Origin of the sequence: Streptomyces sp. TSRI0281, assembly GCF_001905125.1 — a bacterium.
Classification (GTDB): domain Bacteria; phylum Actinomycetota; class Actinomycetes; order Streptomycetales; family Streptomycetaceae; genus Streptomyces.
The window spans coordinates 345,575-368,209 of record NZ_LWLE01000034.1; the positions used below are offsets into that span (position 1 = coordinate 345,575).

Here is a 22,635-nt window from a genome sequence, read left to right on the forward strand (position 1 = left end):
GCGCCCCGCCCCGCCCCGCCCGCCGCTCCCCTCCTTCCCCTCCTCTCCTCCCCTTCCTCCCCTCCTCAGATCCAGCCGCGCTCCCGTGCCCGCAGGGCGGCCTGGGCCCGGCTCGTCGCGCCGAGTGTCTGCATCAGGTCGGCGACATGCCGCCGGTAGGTCCGTACCGACACGCCCAGCTCACGGGCGCCCGACTCGTCCTTGCCCGCCGTGCACATCGACACCAGCACCCGCTGCTCGATGCCGGAGAGCCCGGTGCCCGCCGCGGCGTCGTGGGGGGAGCCCGCCGGTGCGAGCTCCTCGGCCGCGTCCCAGATCTTCTCGAACAGGGCGATGATGTTGGAGACGAGACCGCTGCGGTGGGCGAGCAGCGCGCCCCGTGCGGTGTTGCGCGGGTCCAGCGGGACGAGCGCGGCTCTGCGGTCGTAGACGAGGAGCCGCTCCGCGGTCTCCGACGTCACCCGGATCGCCGCCCCGTGCGCGGCCAGTTCCCGCAGATACGCGGCCGTGGGCGGATCGTCGAGCGCGGTCCTGGCGACGACGTTGCGGATCCGGACCCCGCGGCGCAGACAGCGCAGGTCCAGTGGCCGGGAGCGGGCGATGTTCTCGGGCGACAGCTTGGTGTACGGCTCCACGGAGAGGATCTCGTCCCGGGCGAAGAAGGCGAGATCGTCGATCCGGTTACGTATCTGCGCGAGCCCTTCCAATTGCTCGATGCCCTGTGGCGGGGGTGTCCGGGCCCCCTGCTCCGCGCGTAGACCGTCGATGACGTGCCGGGACCGGGTGACGCGCTGGAGTTCCTGGTGCAGGGCGTGCAGCCGTAAGTCGACCAGCCGGGCCAGCGCCACCTCGGGGTCGGTCGGGAAGATCCGCAGGTCGGCGCCCTCCGGATGGAGCAGCCCCAGCTCCTGGAGCCGGTCGATGCAGGCGCGGGCCACCTCCGGCCCGGAGTGCAGCAGGAGATGAAGATCGTCGGTGGCGGTGCCGGGATTGCGCAGGAAGTGCCGGTAGATCTCTTCCTCGGCCTCGGAAACCCCGAATACGGACATCTCGTTCTCGCCCACGTACGCCCCCGCTGCCTGGTGCTGTGTGGCCGCGCGCCGCCGGGGATCGCCCTGCGGTGCTGGTCGACGACTGCTTCCCGTTGCCCTACTGCTACGCGTCCTGCCGGCCGTGCCGCGCTGCCCGTGGTGCTGCCCGGACAGCTGTTTGTGCAATGGTCGGGCAAAGACTAGACGGTGGGATCACTCCTGTGAGGATCCCGGACACAACTGTGTGCGGATGGGAGACGAACGGTGTGCGACCGGCGATGAGCGGCACGGATGGCGCGACGGGCGGCTTCCGGCCGGTGGCGGCGCCCCGGCGTTTCGCCGGGCACGCGGCTGTCACCGTCGGGTCGTAGTCTGGAACCCCCGGCCCGCTGGGGGCGTGGTCCGGATCGGCTGAGATCCGGCGGGCGCCCCAGGACGCGTGTCGGGCCCTTCGCGTTGCCCCTGGCAGCAGCCGGCTGTCAGCGAACCCTCATTACCCCGGACGGAAGCCCTTCATGAGCCTGCACGGTCTGCTGGATGTCGTCGTACGTGACCCGGCTCTCGCCGAAGCGGTGAAGGCCGCCGCGGACGGCCACCGTATGCATGTCGACCTGGTGGGGCCGCCCGCCTCCCGCCCCTTCGCCGTGGCGGCCCTGGCCCGGCAGACCGGCCGGACCGTGCTGGCCGTCACCGCGACCGGCCGCGAGGCCGAGGACCTGGCGGCCGCGCTGCGCACCCTGCTGCCGCCGGACACCGTCGCGGAGTTCCCGTCCTGGGAGACCCTGCCCCATGAGCGGCTCTCGCCGCGCTCGGACACCGTGGGCCGCCGCCTCGCCGTGCTGCGCCGCCTCGCCCACCCGCGGGCGGACGACCCGGAGACGGGGCCGGTCAGCGTGGTCGTCGCCCCGGTCCGTTCCGTACTGCAACCACAGGTCAAGGGGCTCGGTGACCTGGAGCCGGTGGCGCTGACCAGCGGGCAGAACGCCGATCTGGGCGAGATCGTCGAGGCCCTCGCGGCAGCCGCGTACTCCCGGGTCGAACTGGTCGAGAGGCGCGGCGAGTTCGCCGTACGAGGGGGAATTCTGGACGTTTTCCCGCCGACCGAGGAGCACCCCCTCCGGGTGGAGTTCTGGGGCGACGACGTCGAGGAGATCCGCTACTTCAAGATCGCCGACCAGCGTTCGCTGGAGGTCGCCGAACACGGCCTGTGGGCCGCGCCCTGCCGGGAGCTGCTGCTCACCGACGAGGTGCGGGAGCGGGCCGCGGCCCTCGCCGAGGCCCACCCCGAGCTGGGCGAACTGCTGGGGAAGATCGCCGAGGGGATCGCGGTCGAGGGCATGGAGTCCCTCGCCCCGGTGCTGGTGGACGACATGGAGCTGCTGCTCGACGTCCTGCCGAAGGACTCCATGGCGCTGGTCTGCGAACCGGAGCGGGTCCGTACCCGGGCCGCCGACCTGGTCGCCACCAGCCAGGAGTTCCTTCAGGCGTCCTGGGCGGCGACGGCGGGCGGCGGCGAGGCCCCGATCGACGTGGGCGCGGCCTCGCTGTGGGGCATCGCGGACGTCCGGGACCGGGCCCGCGAGCTCTCGATGATGTGGTGGTCCCTCTCCCCGTTCGCGGCCGACGACGAGCTGGACGAGGACACCCTCAAGCTCGGGATGCACGCCCCGGAGTCGTACCGGGGCGACACCGCGCGGGCGCTGGCCGACACCAAGGGCTGGCTGGCCGACGGCTGGAGGACGGTGTACGTCACCGAGGGCCAGGGCCTCGCCAACCGTACCGTCGAGGTGCTGGGCGGCGAGGGCATCCCGGCCCGTCTGGACCCGGACCTGGCGGAGATCTCGCCCTCGGTCGTCCATGTCTCCTGCGGGGCCATCGAACACGGCTTCGTGGACCCGGCGCTCCGGCTCGCCGTGCTGACCGAGACGGACCTGACCGGCCAGCGCACCGCCACCAAGGACCTGGGCCGGATGCCGGCCCGCCGCAGGAAGACCATCGACCCGCTGACGCTGGAGGCGGGCGACTACATCGTCCACGAGCAGCACGGCGTCGGCCGGTACGTGGAGATGGTGCAGCGCACCGTCCAGGGCGCCACCCGCGAATACCTCCTGGTCGAGTACGCCCCCGCCAAGCGCGGGCAGCCGGGGGACCGCCTCTACATCCCGACGGACCAGCTGGAGCAGGTCACCAAGTACGTCGGCGGTGAGGCGCCCACCCTGCACCGGCTCGGCGGTGCCGACTGGACCAAGACCAAGCAGCGCGCCAAGAAGGCGGTGAAGGAGATCGCCGCCGACCTGATCAAGCTGTACTCGGCCCGGATGGCGGCCCCCGGCCACGCGTTCGGCGCGGACACCCCCTGGCAGCGCGAGCTGGAGGACGCCTTCCCGTACGCGGAGACGCCCGACCAGCTGTCCACGATCGCCGAGGTCAAGGAGGACATGGAGAAGACGGTTCCGATGGACCGTCTGATCTGCGGCGACGTCGGTTACGGCAAGACGGAGATCGCGGTCCGGGCGGCCTTCAAGGCGGTCCAGGACGGCAAGCAGGTGGCCGTCCTCGTGCCCACCACGCTCCTCGTCCAGCAGCACTACGGCACCTTCACCGAGCGCTACTCTCAATTCCCGGTCAATGTGCGGGCGTTGAGCCGGTTCCAGTCGGAGACCGAGTCCAAGGCGACCCTGGAGGGGCTGAAGGAGGGAGCCGTCGACCTGGTCATCGGGACGCACCGGCTGTTCTCCGCCGACACGAAGTTCAAGGACCTCGGGCTGGTCATCGTCGACGAGGAGCAGCGCTTCGGCGTCGAGCACAAGGAGCAGCTGAAGAAGCTCCGCGCCAACGTCGATGTGCTGACGATGTCCGCGACCCCCATCCCCCGTACGCTCGAAATGGCCGTGACGGGCATCCGCGAGATGTCCACGATCACCACCCCGCCGGAGGAGCGGCACCCGGTGCTGACTTTCGTCGGCCCGTACGAGGAGAAGCAGATCGGCGCGGCCATCCGGCGCGAACTGCTGCGCGAGGGCCAGGTCTTCTACATCCACAACCGTGTCGAGTCCATCGACCGGGCCGCCGCCAGGCTCCGCGAGATCGTCCCCGAGGCCCGGATCGCCACGGCGCACGGCCAGATGTCGGAACAGGCCCTGGAACAGGTGGTGGTGGACTTCTGGGAGAAGAAGTTCGACGTCCTGGTCTCCACGACGATCGTCGAGTCGGGCATCGACATCTCCAACGCCAACACCCTGATCGTGGAGCGCGGCGACAACTTCGGCCTCTCCCAGCTCCACCAGCTGCGCGGCCGGGTGGGCCGGGGCCGCGACCGCGGCTACGCCTACTTCCTCTACCCCCCGGAGAAGCCCCTCACCGAAACGGCCCACGAGCGCCTCGCCACGATCGCCCAGCACACCGAGATGGGCGCGGGCATGTACGTGGCGATGAAGGACCTCGAAATCCGCGGCGCGGGCAACCTCCTCGGCGGCGAACAGTCCGGCCACATCGCGGGCGTCGGCTTCGACCTGTACGTCCGCATGGTCGGCGAGGCGGTCGCCGACTACCGGGCCCAGATGGAGGGCGGCGAGCAGGAGGAGCCGCCGCTGGAGGTCAAGATCGAGCTCCCGGTCGACGCCCATGTCCCGCACGAATACGCCCCCGGCGAGCGGCTGCGTCTCCAGGCGTACCGCGCCATCGCCTCCGCCAATACGGAGGACGACATCAGGGCGGTCCGCGAGGAACTCACCGACCGCTACGGCAAGCTCCCCGAACCGGTCGAGAACCTCCTCCTGGTCGCCGGCCTGCGCATGCTGGCCCGCGCCTGCGGAGTCGGCGAGATCGTCCTCCAGGGCTCGAACATCCGCTTCGCCCCGGTGGAACTGCGCGAGTCGCAGGAGCTGCGCCTGAAGCGGCTCCACCCGAAGACGGTCATCAAACCGGCCGCCCACCAGATCCTGGTCCCCCGCCCCACGGCGGGCAGGATCGGCGGCAAGCCGGTGGTGGGCCGCGAACTGCTGGCGTGGACCGGGGAGTTCCTGACGACGATCCTGGGGTCGTAGGCGGGGACTGCGTGCACGATCGGGCCTCGCCGGGCTTACTTGCCCGGCGGGGCCCGGTGCGTTTCGCCGGGCCGGGCTACGGTGCTGGGGGCCTTTTGAACGCGGCCCACACCGTTTTGCCCACTACGTGGCGGTCGATGCCGAAGTCCGCAGCGAGTTCACCGACGAGGAACAGGCCGCGCCCTGAGCAACTGCTCTCGTCCGGGTGCTGAACCTCCGGCCGCCCGTCGCCGCTGTCCCGGACCTCCAGCCGCACGAGGTCATCCGTCAGATCGAGCCGGACGGCGAATTCCCGCCCTGGTGGGACGCCGTGGAGCAGGGCGTTGGTCGCCAGCTCCGAGGCGCAGAGCTCTATGTCGTCGATCAGGTCCGTGAGCTGCCACTGCCTGAGGACGTGGACGACGAAATCGCGTGAGGCACCGACGGACGTGCGCCGTCGGGGGAAGCGCCGTAACTGCGAAGAGGACACGGTGGTTCACCGCCTTGCTCGTGGGCCGTAACGAGATGACCGTACTGCTATTCACGAAAGGCAGCAAGGTACTCTTTGGGGTGGTCGGCGGAGTCGCCTACCGTGTGCACAGGCAAGGTCCGTAGCCGGCGAAGGAGGAGGCCGTGGGCGAGGGGGAAGTGACCAGCGCGTCCACTCATTACCTGACGCCGACGAAGGGCGGAGGTGACGTCTGGAGTGCCGAGGCAGCGGCTGCGGGGCGACGGGGCACACAGAAGATCGTGAGTGCCGGTGAAGTCGCCGCCCCGGAGCGAGTGGCGGACCTGCTCGCGGTAGGGCGGGGCAGACCGGTCGTCGCGCGGCGGCGGATCATGTACCTCGACGGGGAGCCGTGCGAGTTGACCGACACCTACTACCCCGTGGAGATCGCGCGGGGCACAGGGCTGGCGGCCACGGCGAAGATCCGGGGAGGAGCCGTTCGGCTGCTCGCCGAACTCGGGCATGTCGGAGTCCGGGTGCAGGAGGACGTGGCGGCCCGCATGCCGTCCGTAAGCGAGCGGGCGTCCCTGTCGCTCAAGGCCGATGAGCCGGTCCTCGAACTGACCCGGCTCACATTCGACGCGGGAGACCGGCCGATCCAGGTCGATGTGATGGTCATGCCTCCCCGGGGGCAGAAGTTGCGGTACGAGATCAGGATCGGATGACGGTGCACGGACCGGAGACGGGCGAGACGGATGGCCGCCCCCTGCACGAGCGGATCGCCGCCGATCTGCGGGACGACATCATGTCCGGGAACTTGGCTCCGGGCGATCGTCTGCCCTCCACCGCACAGCTGAAGGAGCGGTTCGGCGCCGCGAACGCCACCGTTCAGAAGGCCCTGCAACTCCTCAAGGACGAACACCTGGTGGTCGGCCGGGCAGGCGCGTCGGTGACCGTACGCGAACACCGGCAGCGCACGATACGACCTGCCGCGTACATGGCCCCGTCCCCGTCAGGAGAGCCCTATCGCTGGCTGACCGAGGCGGCGAACTCAGGCGCACGCGCCCGCAGCACACTCCTGGACGTTGCGGAGGTCGAACCTCCGGCGGATGTCGCGGACGCACTGGCTCTCCAGCCGGGCAGTACGGCGGTCCTCCGCTATCAACTGCTGTCGATCGACGACGAGCCCGCAGAACTCGTCGCGTCCTACTACCCGCCGGACATCGCCGAAGGCACGGCCATCACCGAGCGCCGCCGCATCCCGGGAGGCACGCCCACCCTCCTGGCCTCGCTCGGCCACCCTCCCCGGCTCAGCGTGGACCGGGTTTCGGCCCGGGTCGCGACGCAGGAGCAGTACCGGCTGCTCCGGCTCCCCGGCGACCTTCCGGTCCTACGGACGCTGCGGGTGGTGTTCAGCGACGACGGTCGGCCCATCGAGGCCACGGTGATGGTCAAGGCGGGGCATCTGTACGAGGTGCAGTACGAGTTCGCGCCCGAGTGACGCCCAGCTGCTCTGCCCGTGGACGTTGGTGGGGAGTGGCAGAGTGATGAGGATGAAGGTAAAGGGGCGAGCAGGATGGCGGGCATGGGCTCCGCTCACCGTGGGTGCGTGTGCGCTGCTGGTGCTCTGCCTGACGTACGTACTGGGCTTCGGTGAGGGCGCCAAGACCTTGGCAGACCGGGTGGCCGTGGTCATGATCGTGCTGGCCGTCCTGACGCCGGTCGTCTCTTTCCTGCGTGGTACGGGCCCTGCTGCGGTGGAGGATGGAGCGGCCCTGGCGATGAGGCTCGGGCGGACGGTTGCGAGCGCGGAGTTGCTGTCGCGGCGCATCATGGGCGGCGACCGGGTTCCCGTCCGTGTCACGTTCGCCTTCCGGCGCTCCGCGCACGTGAGGAGCGCGACCCGACCTCTGGTTCCGAATGGAACGCTGGACGGGCTGGTTGCGGACTACCGGGCCGTCCGCCCCCGTCGACTGGTGATCACGGGTGAGCCGGGGGCTGGGAAGTCCGTGCTGGCGAGAGTGTTCGTCGCGGAGTTCAACAGGAGCCGGGCGGAGGAGGAACCGGTACCGGTGCTGCTGCCGCTCGGTGACTGGGGGCGGCAGGAGCTTTTTCGCGACTGGGTCGTCAGGCATCTCGTGCGGGACTACGGCAGCACCTCCGCTCATGCCGCCCAGTTGATGGACTCGGGCCTGGTGCTCCCTGTCCTCGACGGGCTCGACGAGCTGGACGAGCCGGGTGTGCCGCTCCCGGAGTCACGAGCGCAGCAGGTGTTGGACGCACTGACCGGCTACCAGAGCGGGTTGGAGCCGGCACCGGTTGTGCTGACCTGCCGGACCAACCTGTACGACGTCCTGGAGGCGTCCGGCAGACCCATGCTGGACTCTGCCCGGGTGGAGATCGATCCGGTGGCGGCCGACGAGGGGGTTCGATTTCTCTCGATGCGTCAGGACGCCGTCCACCGGGAGGCGGTCTGGCGTCCGGTCCTGGACGAGCTGCGCATCCATCCGCAAGGGGTCCTGGCTCGGTCTGTCTCCACGCCGTGGCGGCTGGCAGCCATGGCGACGGCCTACGAGCGGGTCAACGATCCGGGGGAGCTGATGGGAGCCGGGGCGGAGCGAGAAGTCACGGACAGGATGTTCGCCCATTTCATCCCCGCGTCCGTGCGCGCCGTCGATGAGGAGGCTCGGTACTCCCCGGAAAGAGTGCACTCCTGGTTGCACCAGCTGGCGCTGCGGTTGGAGGCGCGGGACGGAGGGGCGAACACGCTCGTACTGCCGGAGCTGGCGCGCTCCCCAGGGGCCCTGCGGGCCCGAGCGCTGTACGCCGTGATGGTCGGTCTCCTGACGCTGATCACGCTGTGTGCTCTCCTGCCGGCTGGCGACTGGGGGGGAACCGAATGGGGCTTCTCGCTGGTCTCTGTGGGTATCGCGGTGCTGGCTCTGCTGCACCTACGTCCCGGTGGTTTCAGTTTGATGCTTCCTTCGGCCATGTGGTTGCCGCCATGGCGCAGCCCCTTGTGGGCGGTAGCAGTGAAAGCGGCCCTGACGGGGCGCAACCGCTGGGGCGTCTTGTTGTCATCGGTTCCGCCCGCCCTGGTCATATGGTGGACCTTGGCTCCGGAACAGCTCGGTGGGATGGGTGACTGGACCATGGCGCTGGCCGCGTTGCCGACGTTCGCACTGTATGCCGGTCTCCTCGCCGGGCACGCATTGGACGCCGCTGTTATTGGCCCGTCGGGTTGGCCTCGCGGTGGCGCTCTGGTCGCCCTCGTCCTGCTGTGCCCCACTGCCGTTCTCGTGAGCTTGAGCCTCCGGGCGGGCCTGGGGCCGGACGCCTACCTGTTTCCCCTCGCTCTGTTCGGGGTGCTCTACTGCGCGCTCAGCGGTGACACGGTGATGTATCTGTGCTGGCTGCTGGTTCACTTCCGCAGCGTCCCGCTCAGACTGAGCCGCTTCCTGGACTGGTGCCATGTGGCAGGGCTGATCCGGATCACCGGCGGTGTCTACCAGTTCCGGCACCGTGAGTTCCAGGAATGGCTTGCGCGCCATCCCGTTCCGCTTACGAGCTCCTCCAATCCCGCGCCTGCCCCCGATTCGGTCCGGACTCCGTAGCAGGGCGGGGCTTCGTCTTGCGTCTGCCCGAGAGACTACGACTGAGGTCTCCGCACCCGACGCTACGAACGATCCGCCCCCGCCAGCGCCCCCGCGATCTCCTCGTGCAGCCCGAGCGGTAGTCGCGTCGCAGCAGCTCGATGCGGCGGTCCAGGCCGTCGGAGGGCAGGGGAGTGCGGGCGGTACGGGCGTGGGTCGGGCGTGCGGCATGGCCGGGACTCCTGGGTGGGTGCGTAGGCATACGAACGGGCCTGGCGGTCGACGCCGGGCGGCTTCCGGTCCCGCTGCGGGACCTCGTTCGTCACTCAGGAACGCCCATGAGGAGCAGCCTAGATGTATTGACCCGTCAGCTGGCGCGGCCGTTTTCCGGAGTGAAGATCAGCTCCGTGAGTGACCGGAAGACCTCCTCCGGGTGCTGTTCGCCCATCGGGCCGGTCAGGTTGCCGCTGAGCAGCAACGTCGCGAAGCCGTGGGCCAGTGACCAGGCGGCCACGCCCGCGAGTCGGGGGTCCTCGCCCCGGCCCGACGCGGGGAGCCCCGCGATGCCTTCGGTCAGTGCCTCGGTGGCGCGGGCCTTTGCCGCGAGCAGGTCCGGGGCGTCGGTGCGGTAGAGGTCCGGCTGGAACATCACCTGGAAGTGCGCGGGGTGCTCCGTCGCGAACCGTACGTACCGCACACCCCGCTCCTGGAGGTCCGGCGCGGCGGCCAGGGCGTCGGCGAACAGGCCGTACCCCTCCGTGGCGATCGCGGTGAGCAGGCCGGTGCGGTCCTTGAAGTGGTGGGCAGGGGCGGCGTGCGAGACGCCCGCCCGGCGGGCCAGGTCGCGCAGGCTCAGGGCGGCGGGGCCGTCGGTGGCGATGACGTCCAGGGCGGCGGTCAGGATGGCGCGCCGCAGGTCGCCGTGGTGATAGGTGCGTTCGCTGCTCATGCCAGCACCGTACGCGGAATCTAGGCATTGACAAGTTCATCGACGGGGCGCACTCTGGGAGTGTCACTCGATCTAGTCACTGACTAGATACGGGACTGGATGCCTGGCCGGTGGCCGGGTGCCGAGAACTACGGAAGGTGCGGACATGTCCGAGGACCTGGGGCCCGTACGTCAGATGTGGCATCTGCTGGAACCGCTGCACGCCGTCCTCTACTACGCGCCGGAGGCATTCGAGGAGGCCGCCGCCCTCGGTTACGGCACCGAGGACCGCTGGCCCAGCTACTTCGCCTGGCGCGCGGCGCCGCTCGGGGCGGCCGGTGCGGACAGGGTCACCGAAACCTTCTACAGCTACAGCCCGGACATGGTGCGCGCCTTCGTACCCGCCGTCTGGTCCGTCGCGGAGCCCGGTGCGGTGCTCGCGGCCCGGCTGCGGGCGGTCGACCGTGCGTACCGGACGCTGTTCGGGGATCGGCTCGACGGGCCGGAGTTCGCGGCGGCGGCCGAGTCGGCCCGGCGGGCCGCGCTGTCCGCCGAGGTGACCGGGCGCCCGCTGGCGGCGGCCAACGCGGCACTGTCCTGGCCGGACACCCCGCACCTCGCGCTCTGGCACGCCGCGACGATCCTGCGCGAGCACCGGGGGGACGGGCACCTCCGGGCGCTGGTGGAGGCGGATCTCGACCCGGTCGAGTGCCTGGTGTCCTTCGCCGCCGTGGGCGCGGCGAGCCCGGAGACGTTCGAGAGCCGGGGATGGAGTGCGGGGGAGTGGGCGGCGGCCCGCCAGCGGCTCGAAGGCCGCGGTCTGTTGGAGCCGGACGGGACGGCCACCGAGGCCGGGCGGGCGCTGCGGGCGCGAGTCGAGCGGCGTACCGACGAACTGGCGGCCGGGCCCTGGAGGGCCCTCGGTGAGGAGGCGTGGGTCCGTCTCGTCGCGCTGCTGGAGCCGCTGTGGGTGACGACGCTCGGCAGTGGGCTGCTCCCGGCGGAGAACACCCTGGGCATCGGCAAGGTGTGAGCAGGCGGGGAGATACGAGTGGCCGGGAGATACGAGTGGCCGGGAGATGTGAGCGGCCGGGGAGATGTGAGCGCGCGGGGGATGTGAGCGCCGGGGAGATGTGAGCGCCCGGGGAAGGTGTGATTCGGGACGCATCCTGACCGAACCGTCGTCATGAGTGCGCGTCGGCGGGGAAGAGGTCCATAGGATTCCCGGGTTCGTCTTTCTCCCCGTCAGGATGGCTACGCGTGATATCTCCCCGTACATACCGAGTGGTGTTGCCCGTACTGAGCGCGGTGGCCGTGCTGGCCCTGGCCGGGTGCGACCCCGACGACCTTGCGGCCGAGGGCGGTTCGGGCGGCGGTTCGGGTGGGAGCGGGCAGTCGGCGGGCGGCTTCGGGGCCAGCCCGCTCGACAACCCCGACGGTACGAAGCCGGGTCTGGCACCCCTCACCACCGACGCGGACCGGGCGGCCGCCCGCAAGGTCATCGAGCAGGTGGCCACCAAGGGGCGCGGCCCCAAGACCGGCTACGAGCGTGACAAGTTCGGCTATGCGTGGAAGGACCCGGTCGACGGCATTCCGCTCTCCCGCAACGGCTGCGACACCCGCAACGACCTGCTCGCCCGCGACGGCAAGGGCATCGAACACCGCTCGGGCTCCGACTGCGTGGTCATCTCCATGACCCTCAAGGACCCGTACACCGGGTCGACCATCGCCTGGCGCAAGCAGCAGGCCACCAAGGTGCAGATAGACCATGTGATGCCGCTGTCCTACGACTGGCAGATGGGCGCCGCCCGCTGGGACGAGGCCAAGAGGCAGCGGATCGCCAACGATCCGCTCAACCTCATCCCGGTGGACGGCCCCGCCAACAACGCCAAGCGCGACTCGGGCCCCGCCTCCTGGCTGCCGCCGTACAAGCCGGTCCGCTGCTCGTACGCGGTGCGCTTCGCACAGGTCTCGCTGAAGTACGAACTGCCGGTCACCACCGCCGACAAGGAGGCCATGCTCACCCAGTGCGGCGGCTGAGCGCGCGGTCGGCGGTACGGCAGCGGGGGTGAGGCCGGACGGGCGGGGGAGGGGCTTCGACGGCGGGGTGACCGCTGTCGAAGCCCCTTCGCGTACGGGGCGGTCAGCCGGCCGGCCGGTCCAGGTCGACGATGTCCTTGGCGGCGGGCTTCTTCGCCACGACCGGTTCGTCGAACGCGGAGAGGTTCATCGTCGTCGGCTCCTCGCCGCCCTTGGACGTGACCCGGAGCAGGTACGGGGCGCCCTCGGCGGCCACCAGGACCGTGTAGGTCTCCTTGCCGTCCTTCTCGGTGAGCCGCAGCGCGGGCTTGCCCGCGACCGTGGCCCCGCCGGCCTTGCGGGCGGCGGTGTCGTTCGCCTCGAAGCCCTTCAGGATTCCGTCGAGGTCGCAGAACTCGATGCTGTCCTTGGTGTCCGCGTCGGTCGCCTTCGACTCCATCCAGCGGCCCGCGAGCAGTTTCACCGCGGCGTCGACATCGGCCTCGGGCTCGCCCTTCGACTGCTCGCGCAGCATCGCCTCGTCGAACTTCGTGTAGACGGTGTCACCGGTCTTGATGATCTCCATCGTTCCTGCGGGGCCGATGGACATGGTCCCGATGCACTCGCCGGTGCGGCTCGTGGCGAAGTCGGCCTTGACCGGGCCGTCGGTCGACCGGAGGTCGACCGATATCCGCAGGGACTTCGCCTTCTTCGTGGTCGACAGCGCCTTGTTGGTGACCTCGGGACCCGACATGTCCGCGAACGGACCGGTGGCCTTCGGGGCGGCCGAATCGGCCGAATCGACCGCCCCCGTGCCGCAGGCGGCGAGGCTGAGCACGGACAGGGCGCAGAGGGTGTTGACGGCGGTGCGGGCGAGAAGACGCATGGGAAATGACTCCGGGAGATGAGGTGAGCGGAGTGAAGGGTGAACGGGGCTCGCGAGGCGAGCGAGGTGGACGGGGTGAGAGAGGTGAACGGGGTGAGTGAGGCGGACGGAGCGCGTGAGGCGGACGGCGCGCGTGGCAGGGGAGCCGGTGGCCCCGGAACGGTGAACCGGGCGCCGGTCGGGGCGTCTGCGCGGGTGCCTGTGGTGGCGCCGGTCAGGCCACGGCTGTCGGTGCCGCCACGTGCCCCGGGCTTCCGGCGGCGCTGAGCGCCGGGGGCGTCGCCGTGCCGTCGGGCGGAGTGCCGCCGGCCCCGGCCCTGAGCGCGAGCACCGCGCCGACGAGCGAGAGCGTCAGCGCGACCACGCCCAGCAGGGCCCCGAAACTGGTCATGCCGTGGTCGGCGCCCTCGCCGCGTCCGATGCGGCGGCGGCCCGCCAGGCCGAGGAGGAGGGCGAGCAGGCCCAGGCCCCCCGCGAGCCAGAAGAGGGGCCGGATCAGCCCCAGGAGGCTGCCGGTGATGCCGAGGACGAACGCCGTCGTGCCGAACCCGCGGCGCCCCGGACGCTCGCCCGGTGCATGGGCGGGGGCGTACACCTGCTGCGGTGGGCGCGGGTACTCGGACATGCTGTGCCCTTCGGTTGGTGAACACGGGAACGGCGAACGGACGCGCCCCCGTCCGGCAGGTACGGGAACAGGTCACATCACAACAGAGCTTGTGAACCGAGTCAACACGGTTCACGATGGATGGGTCGGGTCACGCTGTGAATCGGTGGCGGGTGATCAGGTCGGTATGCTCGCCGACACAGCGCGGACGGATCAGGGAGACAGTCAGTGCCGGAGAACGCGACAGAGGTGACCGCGGCCGGGATCGCGCGGCTCGCAGGAGTGGGGCGGGCCGCCGTCAGCAACTGGCGCCGTCGTCACGCCGACTTCCCCAAGCCGGTCGGCGGCACCGAGACCAGCCCGTCCTTCGCCCTGCCCCAGGTGGAACAGTGGCTGCGCGACCAGGGAAAACTCGCCGAGGTGCCCCTTCGGGAGCGGGTCTGGCAGCAGGTGACCGGGCATCCCGCAGGTGCCGTCACCGCCCTGATCCACGCCGGCTGCGGCCTGCTGCTCGTCCGGGACCGCCCCACCGCCTGGCTGGAGCTCGCCGCCGTCTCGGACGCGCGCATGGCCGGTGTGCTGCCGCACGCGCTGGACGACGTCCTCACCGCCCGCTTCGGACCGGATGCCGGATCGCCCCGCGGTGCCGGATCGCCGTCCCGGTCGGGTGAACCATCTGCCCCCGGCGAACTGTCCGCCCCCGGTGAACCGTCCGCCAACGGAGTACGGGTTGTTCACACCCCGGACGCCGCCGATCTGCTGGCGTCCGTCCCGCTCCTGCGCGCCGTCGCCGCACTCGCCGCCGAAACCGGCACCCGGCAGGCATTCGAGTTCCTCTTCGGCCGTCAGCTCGACGCCAACCCGCGTCAGTACACCCTCACTCCGCCCGATCTCGCCGAGCTGATGGCAGCCCTGGCCGAACCGGCGAAGGACACGGACCGGTCCGCCGGAAAGCAGCCCGCCCGCACCTTCCTCGACCCCGCCGCCGGAACAGGCGCCCTGCTCCGGGCGGTCGACAGGCCCACGGCCCTGTACGCACAGGAGGCCGACCCCGACCTCGCCGCGCTCACCGCACTCCGGCTCGCGCTCCACCGCGAGGGGGCCGGGCCCGACGCGACGACCCTGGCCGTGCGCACCGGCGACACCCTGCGCGCCGACGCCTTCCCGCAGCTCGCCGTCGACGCCGTGCTCTGCCACCCGCCCTTCAACGAGCGCAACTGGGGCCACGGCGAACTGGCCTACGACCCGCGCTGGGAGTACGGCTTCCCCGCCCGCACCGAGTCCGAACTCGCCTGGGTCCAGCACGCGCTCGCCCGCCTCCGGGAGGGCGGCACCGCCGTCCTGCTGATGCCCCCGGCCGCCGCGTCCCGCCGCTCCGGCCGCCGGATCCGCGCCGACCTCCTGCGCCGGGGAGCGCTCCGCGCGGTCGTCGCGCTCCCGGCCGGGGCCGCGCCCCCGTACGGCATCCCGCTCCACCTCTGGATCCTGCGCAAGCCGGGCAGCGGTCCGCACCCCGCCCCCGAACTGCTCCTCATCGACACCGCCGAGCCCGCCGAACCGGCCTCCGGGCCCGGCTCCGGCTCCCCGGCGGGCGGCGGACGCGACCGGATCGACTGGCCCGCGGTGCGCGGCGCCGTGCTCGACGCCTGGCAGCGCCACACCGGCAGCGCCGTCCCCCCGGCCGGCGTACCCGGCGTCAGCCGTGCCGTCCCCGTCATCGAACTCCTCGACGACGACGTGGATCTCGCCCCCGCCCGGCATCTGCCGCGACCCACCGCCGGTGGCGGGGCAGCCGCGCTGATCGGCGTACGGGAGCGGCTGGCCGACACTCTGCGGCTTACCGCCCGCCTCACCCCGCCGCCCGCCGACCTCTCCGGCCCGGCGCACTGGCCGCTGACCACCGTCGGTGAACTCGCCCGCGCCGGGGCCCTGCACCTGCGCACCGGAGGCTCCGGCGGCGGCACGGGTCCCGTCCTCACGGAGCACGACGTGCTGGCGGGAGCGGCACCCGGCGGCACGCCCGCCGCCGGGACCGCGTACCCCGAAGGCGCCGACGACGCCGTGCTCCTCGAACCTGGCGACGTCGTCGTACCCGTCCTCGGCGGCGGGTCCGTCACCCGCGTCGTCGACGAGGCCACCGCGGGTGCCGCGCTCGGCCGCAACCTCCAGCTGCTGCGCCCCGATCCGGCCGCGATCGACCCCTGGTTCCTCGCCGGATTCCTGCGCGGCACCGCCAACAACCGGCAGGCCAGCAGCTATGCGTCCACGGCCACCCGGCTCGACGCCCGCCGTCTCCAACTGCCCCGGCTGCCGCTCGCCGAACAGCGGAGGTACGGGGAGCAGTTCCGTACGCTCGCCGAGTTCGAGGACGCGCTGCGGGCGGCGGGGCGGCTCGGGGGGCTGCTCGTACAGGGGATGTACGACGGGCTGACGGACGGCACGGTCGCTCCGAAGTGAGGTGAACCACAGAGCTCGCGCACAACCCGGGACCGTTCGTCCGTGTCGGTGTATACGCTCACAGCACACGTCCGACATACGCCTCCGGGAGCAGCACATGCACGGCTACGGCTATCCGCCGGAGCAGCCACCGAAGCGCCGCCCGTCCTCGGCGACGCTGACCGCGGTGCGCGTGGTTCTTGTGGCGATGACCGTACTGAGCCTCGGGTTCCTGGCCTGGGGGGCGATGCTGAGGCTGGCTATCGTCACCCGCAGGGCGCGCGACTGGGCGCTGCTGGCGCTCGTGTTCGCGCTCAACACCGGGCTCTTCGCGTTCATGCTGGCGATGCCGGAGGACCCGGACAAGACCACGGACGCGGAGGCGTTCATCGGGGTCACCTGGATCTTCGGCGTCATGGTCGGCGTGGTCGCCTATTACCTGTACGCGGAGATACGCCACTACGGCCCGGACGGACCGTACGGCACTCACCCGCACCCGCCCAGGTATCAGCCGCACTTCCCGCCCCAGCCCCAGCCCCAGCCCCAGCAGCAACTCCAGCCCCAGCAGCCGCACCCGTACGGCGGGTACGCCCCGACGCAGCACCCGACCCCGACCCCGACCCCGGCCCCCGCCGCACCCCCGCCCGCCGCGCCCCAGCGCCTCGACCAGGTCCGTGCCGAGCTGGACGAGTTGAGCGACTACCTCCGCAAGGAGGGCGAGGGCCGGTGAGCGGGCGGGTCATCGCCGGGCGGTACGAACTGGCCACCGTCCTCGGCCAGGGCGGCATGGGCCAGGTATGGACGGCGTACGACCAGCGTCTGGACCGCCGGGTCGCGGTGAAGCTCCTGCGCCCCGACCGGGTCGCCGGGCCCACCGGCAGCGACGCCGCCGACGAGCTGCGCCGCCGGTTCGTCCGCGAGTGCCGGGTCACCGCCCAGGTCGACCACCCCGGTCTGGTCACCGTTCACGACGCGGGCAGCGACGACGACGACCTCTACCTCGTCATGCAGTACGTCGAGGGCGCCGACCTCGCCGACCATCTCGCCGAGCACGACCCCTACCCCTGGCCCTGGGCCGTCGCGGTCGCCGCCCAGCTCTGCGCCGTACTGTCCGCCGTGCACGCCGTGCCGATCGTCCACCGCGACCTCAAGCCCCGCAATGTGATGGTCAGGCCCGAGGGCACCGTCACCGTGCTCGACCTGGGTGTCGCCTCCGTCCTGGACATGGACACCACCCGTCTCACCCACACCGGTTCACCGATCGGCTCCCCGGCCTACATGGCCCCGGAACAGGCGATGGGCGGCGCAGTCGGCCCGTACACCGATCTGTACGCCCTCGGGGTGCTCCTGCACGAACTCCTCAGCGGGGACGTGCCGTTCGCGGGTTCCACCGCACTCGGCGTCCTGCACCGCCATCTCTACGAGCCGCCGCTCCCGGTACGCCACCTCAGGGCCGAGGTCCCCGAGCAGCTCGAAGCGCTCGTCCTGCGGCTGCTCGCCAAGGACCCGCAGGCCCGGCCGGCCTCCGCCCAGGAGGTGTACGAGTCGCTCGCCCCGCTGCTGCCCGCCCGCGGCGCCCCGGCGGGGCCGCTCGACCCGACCCGCCCCTTCCTCCGGCCGCACGCCCCGTGGCCGGACCGGGCGGCCACCCCGGCGACCTCTCCCGTACCGCAGCCGCCCGGCCCCGCGGCACCCGCGCCCGGACCGGCCGCCCGGCCCGATGTGGCGGGGGCCGTCGACGAGGTGAAACGACTGCTCGGCGAGGGCCGGATCACGCAGGCGGTGGACATCCTCGGCGGCATCCTCCCGGCCGCCGCCGCCGAACACGGCGAGCACTCACCCGTCGTCCGGATCCTGCGCAAGCAGTACGCGGCGACGCTGCTGGACGACGGGCAGTACCGCCGCGCCCTGCCCGTGCTGCGCCGCCTGGCCGAGGACCGCACGGCGGAGGCGGGACCGGCCGACGGGCAGACACTCCAGTACCGCTACGACGCGGCCCAGTGCCTGGAGCAGCTGGGCGAGACGGCAGCCGCGCTCCACGAGTACCGCAGCGTCCTCCCGTACTACGAGAACGGGTACGGCACGGTCGGCACCGATCCCGGCCGCGCCTTCGACATCCGCCACCGCATCGGACACCTGCTGCTCGCGGTCGGCGACCACACGGCGGGGCGGGCCCAGATACAGGCCCTGCTGTACGACGCCGAGCGTGTGTACGGGCCGCACCACCCGCTGCCCGTGGAGCTGCGCCGCCGGCTGACGCACCAGCAGGACGTGCGCGGCGGCTGAGCGGGACGGGCCGGGTGCGTGTCCGGCTCGGAACGGCTCGGAACGGCTCGGAACGGCCCGGAACGGCTCGGAACGGCTCGGGCGTCAGGCCGGAGGGCCCGGTCGGACCGGTTCGCTTCGTCGGACCGGATCGGCCGGGCGGGCCCAGGGGCGGCGCGGCCGGGGCGTACGGCGGCCGGTCAGCCGCCCGGCGGCCGCCGTCGCCACCAGGACGAGCAGCGCGGCCGCCCCGACGGCCGCCCCCGCACGCAGCCCCGGCGGCCGGAACGTACAGCTGACCGAGGTGGCACCGGCGGGTACGGGTACGGCGACCAGCCCCAGATACGCGTCGGCGGGCCGTCCGCCACAGCTCCACCCGGCGATGCGCGGCGCGGCCAGGACGGCGGTTCCGGTGGTGCCGGGCGGCAGTTCGGCCCGCACCCCGTCGCCGGTGACGTGGACGGAGGTCGCCCCGGTGCGCGTCAGCGCGGTCACGGCCGTGGCCAGACGGGTCCGGTCGAGACAGCCGATGGCGGCGTGCGGCACGGTTCCGTCGCGCTCGGGCTCCAGCGTGACCTGCACGGACGCGCCTCCGGGTGCTCCTCGTGAGGCGCCCGCGGGCGTGCCCAGACGTTCCATCGCCGCGCTCCTCGCGGGCAACTGCCCCTGGAGCCGCACCCCTTCCGTCTCCCGCGCGTCGCCCCTGTCCCCGCTGTCCCCGCTGTCCCGCGCGGCCACCAGCCGGGCCCGCCCGAACAGATCCGGCGCCCACAGATACACCTCACGACCGGCCGGGCAGGCGGCGGTCAGGGTGTAGGTGGCCCCGCCCTCCACCCGGTAGGACGAAGCTCCCCGGCCCGAAGCTCCCCGGCCCGGCGCTCCCCGGCCCGGCGCTTCCCGGCCCGGTGCTCCTGCCTTCGGGGCCGGGGGCCCCGCCGCGTCCCGCAACGTCGTCGGCGGCACCGCGTAGACGGAGGCGCCGAGCAGCTTCTCCTGATTCCGGAACGGCGAGCGCCCGTACACCGGCGGCGCCCCGGACCCCGGTCCGCGTACGGTCACCAGCGGCGGCACCTGCGCCCGGGTCACCGTCGGGGGCCGGTCGTCCCGCGCGTTCCACGGTTGGTGCGGATCGGGGGGCGTACGCAGGCGCGCCCCGACCGAGAAGATCGCGTCGGTGACCGGATTGTCGAGGCTCTGGACGGCGCGCCCGCGTGAGGTCCAGCCACCGCCGAGGGCCCGCACGGTGCGGGTCAGGACATCCGGCGTATGGCTGCTGTAGTACGCGCCGCCCTGGCCGCCGACCACCAGCGGATCGTTGGCGGTGGTCGGCTCGCGGCCCGGATCGGTACGGTAGCGCGGCCAGCCGTCGGCCCGGTCCACCGCCTCGGCCTGGGCGCTCTGCCGTGCGCCCCAGGGCGCGTAGTCGTCGAGCCGCGCGAGGCGTTGCCGGTCGGCGTACGCGGTCGTGGCGGCCGCCTGTCCGGCCTGTGCCACGACCAGCAGAAGCACGGCCGGAACGGCGTACCACCCGCGCCCGCGCCCCTGCCCGCTCCGCCCGGCCCCCCGCCGTACCAGCGCGAGCGCGGCCCCCGCCGCCAGCAGACCGGCGGCGAACAGCGGATACGTCCATCGGGTGACGAGACCGCTGGAGGCCGCCCCGGCGCCGACCGCCACCAGGACCGCGCCCCCGCCGAGCAGGGCGCGCCACCCCGGCCAGTCGTACGACACGGAGATCCAGGCGGCGATCACGAGGATTCCGGCCAGTACGAACGTCTGCCGGTACGGGCTTCCGTTGGGGGTCGCGAACGCGTGCCAGAGCAGATGGGTCGGCCCCCACTGCAAGGACAGGGCCACGGCCGCCACCAGCCCCGCCCAGGCCCACCGCTCGCGGCGCGGCACGGACTTCTGGAAGGCGAGCGCACAGGCCAGCAGCAGGGTTCCGGTGCCCAGGAAGAGCGAGGGAGTGAAGAATCCGTACGTGGCCGGAAGCAGCCGGGCCAGGACATCGGGCCAGGAGGCGGGGGCGAACGGCCGGGTCCAGCCGGGGTAGGCGTGTTTCGTGCCGAGGTAGACGGGAAGCAGCACGGGCGCGGCGAGCCCGATCCCGAGCGCCACCGTGCCTGCGGCCCGCAGCAGCGCCCGGCCCGCCGCCCCTCGGTCGGGCGACTCGGTCACCAGCCGCACCACCAGCACCAGTGCCGCCCCGAGCGTCGCCATATAGGCCGTATAGAAGTTCGCGATCCACAGCACCGCCACGACCAGCGGCGCCACCACCCGGTGCCGCCCCGTCCGCGCCCACTCCCCGGCCAGGCACAGCAGCGGCAGGGCGACGAGACCGTCCAGCCACATCGGGTTGTACGTGGCCTCCAGGACCGACCAGCCGCACAGCGCGTACGAGGCACCGAGCACCCCGGCCGCCCACCGGCGCCCGCCACGCAGCGTCAGCAGCAGGAAGGCCATCGCCGCGGCGGCCGAGGCCATCTTCAGTACGGTCACCGCATAGACGGCCAGATCGATGCGGTCGCGCGGGAAGACCCCGACGAGCAGGGCGAACGGGCTCGTCAGGTACGTGCCGAGGTCCGGCAGGAAGCTCGTCCCGAACCCCGACTGCCAGTTGAGCAGCACCCCGCCGTCGGCCTGCCCGTGCAGCAGGTCCCATAGCCGGGTGTGGAACGGCACGAACTGATTGCCCAGGTCATTGACGCTGCGGGTGTGCGGCCCGAAAGGGAAGCTGCGGGCCGCGGCGTCGCCCGCGCACACGGTGGCGACGGTGACCAGCGCGGCAAGTGCGCAGGCCGCGGCAGGGGGGCGGGAGTTCGGCATACGAAGAAATATGTCAGCGCCGAACGGGTAACCCCGTGCCGAATTGGGCCAGTTCACTGAAGCGACGCCCATTGGTCATACGGAGCATCGGGTTCCGACACCTGGGCGCGGTGATGTGCTTGCGTGCTGATCTCGATAGTGGTGCCGTGTTTCAACGAGGAGGAAATCCTCGAACGCTTCCACGCGCGTGTCACGGATGAAATCGCGCGCTTGGGACATGAATTCCAGCTCGTCTATGTCGACGACGGAAGCCGGGACGGAACGCTGACGATCCTGGAGACGCTCGCCGCGGTGGACCCCCGGGCCCGCTATCTCTCCTTCAGCCGCAACTTCGGCAAGGAAGCGGCCATGCTCGCCGGCCTCCAGCACGCCGAGGGCGACGCCGTCGTCATCATGGACGCCGACCTCCAGCACCCGCCGGAGCTGATCGGCCGCATGCTGGAGGAGCACGCGCTCGGCAACGACCAGGTGATCGCCCGCCGCACCCGCAAGGGCGACCGCGTCACCCGGACGGTCGGGGCACGCGCCTACTACTGGCTGATCAACCGCCTCGTGGATGTGGAGCTCGTCGACGGCGTCGGCGATTTCCGGCTGCTGTCCAGGCGCACCGTCGACGCCATTCTCGAACTCACCGAGTACAACCGCTTCTCCAAGGGCCTGTTCGCATGGGTCGGATTCCGCACGACGACGTTCAGTTACGAGAACGCCGTGCGGGAACAGGGCCGTTCCGCCTGGACCTTCGGAAAGCTCCTCAACTACGGCCTCGACGGTCTGCTCTCCTTCAACAACAAACCCCTGCGCGCCGCCCTCTACCTCGGCCTGCTGCTGCTCTCCCTCGCGCTGGCCTATGCCACCTGGATCGTCGGGGTCGCCCTGGTGAGAGGGGTCGACACCCCCGGTTATGTCACGCTCCTCGTCGTGGTCACCGCGCTCGCCGGAGTACAGATGGTGATGGTGGGGGTCGTCGGTGAATACGTGGGGCGCATCTATTACGAGGTGAAGCGCCGGCCGCACTTCCTGGTGAAGGCGTCCAACATCTCCGCCTCGCAGGGGCCTCGCCCGCCACAGGAGCCGCACCCGGCCCGGGGACTCGTACGCCGGTGAACGACGCCCCGCCGTCGAGGCCGGTCATCGGGCAGCTGGCCAGATTCGCCCTGGTCGGCGTCGTGAACACCGGCACGTACTACGCCTGCTACCTGGCCCTGCTGACCTGGCTGCCGTACATCGCCGCGCACGTTCTCGCCTTCGCGCTCTCCATGACCGGGTCCTTCTTCCTGAACTCCCACTTCACCTACCGCACCCGCCCCACCTGGCGGAAGTTCCTGCTCTTCCCGCTCACCAACGCCGCCAACTTCCTCATCACGACCGGCGGCGTGTACGTCCTGGTCGACCTGGCCGGATTCAGCAGCCGCTACGCCCCGCTGATCGCCGCCGCGGCCGCCATCCCGATCACCTTCGTGGTCTCCCGCACGATCATGCTGCGGCCGGATCCGGTGGACCCGGCGGTCGAACGGGTGCCCTGAACGAACCCGTACGGAACACGTCACCGACACCCGTACCGACTCCGTTGCCGCCCC

Annotated in this window: 17 protein-coding genes; 11 read left to right on the top strand and 6 right to left on the bottom strand. The window is 71.7% G+C overall.

Annotation, left to right across the window (positions count from 1 at the left end; all coding sequences use genetic code 11):
* Positions 1 to 65: 65 nt before the first annotated feature.
* Positions 66 to 1,064 (bottom strand): helix-turn-helix transcriptional regulator, encoded by a 999-nt coding sequence (locus tag A6A29_RS33440; RefSeq protein WP_198953463.1) that lies wholly within the window; start codon positions 1,062 to 1,064, stop codon positions 66 to 68.
* A 482-nt stretch (positions 1,065 to 1,546) separates the two neighbouring features.
* On the opposite strand from A6A29_RS33440, the gene mfd reads away from it, so the two are divergent.
* The gene (gene mfd, locus A6A29_RS33445) at positions 1,547 to 5,077 is read left to right on the top strand and encodes a transcription-repair coupling factor (RefSeq protein ID WP_073726012.1); all 3,531 of its coding nucleotides are present in this window, start codon (positions 1,547 to 1,549) and stop codon (positions 5,075 to 5,077) included.
* Positions 5,078 to 5,153: 76 nt separating this feature from the next.
* On the opposite strand, the gene A6A29_RS33450 is transcribed toward mfd, so the two are convergent.
* On the bottom strand, positions 5,154 to 5,546 hold the full coding sequence (locus A6A29_RS33450; RefSeq protein ID WP_073726014.1) for an ATP-binding protein: 393 nt from the start codon (positions 5,544 to 5,546) through the stop codon (positions 5,154 to 5,156).
* A 143-nt stretch (positions 5,547 to 5,689) separates the two neighbouring features.
* On the opposite strand from A6A29_RS33450, the gene A6A29_RS33455 reads away from it, so the two are divergent.
* From A6A29_RS33455 to A6A29_RS33465, 3 genes are read left to right on the top strand one after another with little or no spacing between them, the layout of a single operon-like run.
* Positions 5,690 to 6,229 (top strand): GntR family transcriptional regulator, encoded by a 540-nt coding sequence (locus A6A29_RS33455; protein ID WP_073726016.1) that lies wholly within the window; start codon positions 5,690 to 5,692, stop codon positions 6,227 to 6,229.
* Positions 6,226 to 7,005: a GntR family transcriptional regulator gene (locus A6A29_RS33460; protein WP_073726018.1), complete on the top strand. Its 780-nt coding sequence runs from the start codon at positions 6,226 to 6,228 to the stop codon at positions 7,003 to 7,005. Before A6A29_RS33455 ends, A6A29_RS33460 begins: the two co-directional genes overlap by 4 nt.
* Positions 7,006 to 7,051: 46 nt before the next feature.
* A complete protein-coding gene (locus tag A6A29_RS33465; protein ID WP_079183134.1) occupies positions 7,052 to 9,118 on the top strand; it encodes an NACHT domain-containing protein in 2,067 nt (688 codons plus the stop codon).
* A gap of 346 nt (positions 9,119 to 9,464) precedes the next feature.
* Here A6A29_RS33465 and A6A29_RS33470 read toward each other — a convergent pair whose 3' ends face one another.
* Entirely contained in the window at positions 9,465 to 10,046 is a 582-nt protein-coding gene (locus A6A29_RS33470) for a TetR/AcrR family transcriptional regulator (RefSeq protein ID WP_073726022.1), read from the bottom strand.
* 145 nt (positions 10,047 to 10,191) lie between these two features.
* Here A6A29_RS33470 and A6A29_RS33475 point away from each other — a divergent pair, with 145 nt between their 5' ends.
* Both A6A29_RS33475 and A6A29_RS33480 read left to right on the top strand, forming a co-directional pair.
* Positions 10,192 to 11,058, top strand: a complete 867-nt coding sequence (locus A6A29_RS33475) for an SCO6745 family protein (RefSeq protein ID WP_073726024.1) — start codon at positions 10,192 to 10,194, stop codon at positions 11,056 to 11,058.
* 227 nt (positions 11,059 to 11,285) lie between these two features.
* Complete coding sequence (locus tag A6A29_RS33480; protein WP_198953464.1) at positions 11,286 to 12,065, top strand: HNH endonuclease family protein; 780 nt, start codon at positions 11,286 to 11,288, stop codon at positions 12,063 to 12,065.
* Positions 12,066 to 12,168: 103 nt separating this feature from the next.
* Here A6A29_RS33480 and A6A29_RS33485 read toward each other — a convergent pair whose 3' ends face one another.
* Together A6A29_RS33485 and A6A29_RS33490 are read right to left on the bottom strand one after the other, a co-directional pair.
* Entirely contained in the window at positions 12,169 to 12,930 is a 762-nt protein-coding gene (locus tag A6A29_RS33485) for a hypothetical protein (RefSeq protein ID WP_073726028.1), read from the bottom strand.
* Positions 12,931 to 13,144: 214 nt separating this feature from the next.
* Positions 13,145 to 13,555 carry a hypothetical protein gene (locus tag A6A29_RS33490; RefSeq protein ID WP_073726030.1) on the bottom strand — a complete coding sequence of 137 codons (411 nt, stop codon included), beginning with the start codon at positions 13,553 to 13,555 and terminating at the stop codon, positions 13,145 to 13,147.
* Between the two features lie 207 nt (positions 13,556 to 13,762).
* On the opposite strand from A6A29_RS33490, the gene A6A29_RS33495 reads away from it, so the two are divergent.
* From A6A29_RS33495 to A6A29_RS33505, 3 genes are all read left to right on the top strand, one after another.
* A complete protein-coding gene (locus A6A29_RS33495) occupies positions 13,763 to 15,991 on the top strand; it encodes an N-6 DNA methylase (protein WP_073726032.1) in 2,229 nt (742 codons plus the stop codon).
* A 97-nt stretch (positions 15,992 to 16,088) separates the two neighbouring features.
* A complete protein-coding gene (locus tag A6A29_RS33500) occupies positions 16,089 to 16,700 on the top strand; it encodes a hypothetical protein (protein ID WP_073726034.1) in 612 nt (203 codons plus the stop codon).
* Positions 16,697 to 18,256, top strand: coding sequence for a serine/threonine-protein kinase (locus tag A6A29_RS33505; protein ID WP_073726036.1), 1,560 nt, complete (start codon positions 16,697 to 16,699; stop codon positions 18,254 to 18,256). The genes A6A29_RS33500 and A6A29_RS33505 overlap by 4 nt, the downstream gene beginning before the upstream one ends.
* Before the next feature lie 84 nt (positions 18,257 to 18,340).
* Here A6A29_RS33505 and A6A29_RS33510 read toward each other — a convergent pair whose 3' ends face one another.
* Entirely contained in the window at positions 18,341 to 21,058 is a 2,718-nt protein-coding gene (locus A6A29_RS33510) for a YfhO family protein (RefSeq protein ID WP_073726038.1), read from the bottom strand.
* 123 nt (positions 21,059 to 21,181) lie between these two features.
* On the opposite strand from A6A29_RS33510, the gene A6A29_RS33515 reads away from it, so the two are divergent.
* Together A6A29_RS33515 and A6A29_RS33520 are read left to right on the top strand one after the other, a co-directional pair.
* Positions 21,182 to 22,162: a glycosyltransferase family 2 protein gene (locus A6A29_RS33515; protein WP_073726040.1), complete on the top strand. Its 981-nt coding sequence runs from the start codon at positions 21,182 to 21,184 to the stop codon at positions 22,160 to 22,162.
* Entirely contained in the window at positions 22,159 to 22,581 is a 423-nt protein-coding gene (locus tag A6A29_RS33520) for a GtrA family protein (RefSeq protein WP_241838751.1), read from the top strand. Before A6A29_RS33515 ends, A6A29_RS33520 begins: the two co-directional genes overlap by 4 nt.
* The last annotated feature ends 54 nt before the right edge of the window (positions 22,582 to 22,635 follow it).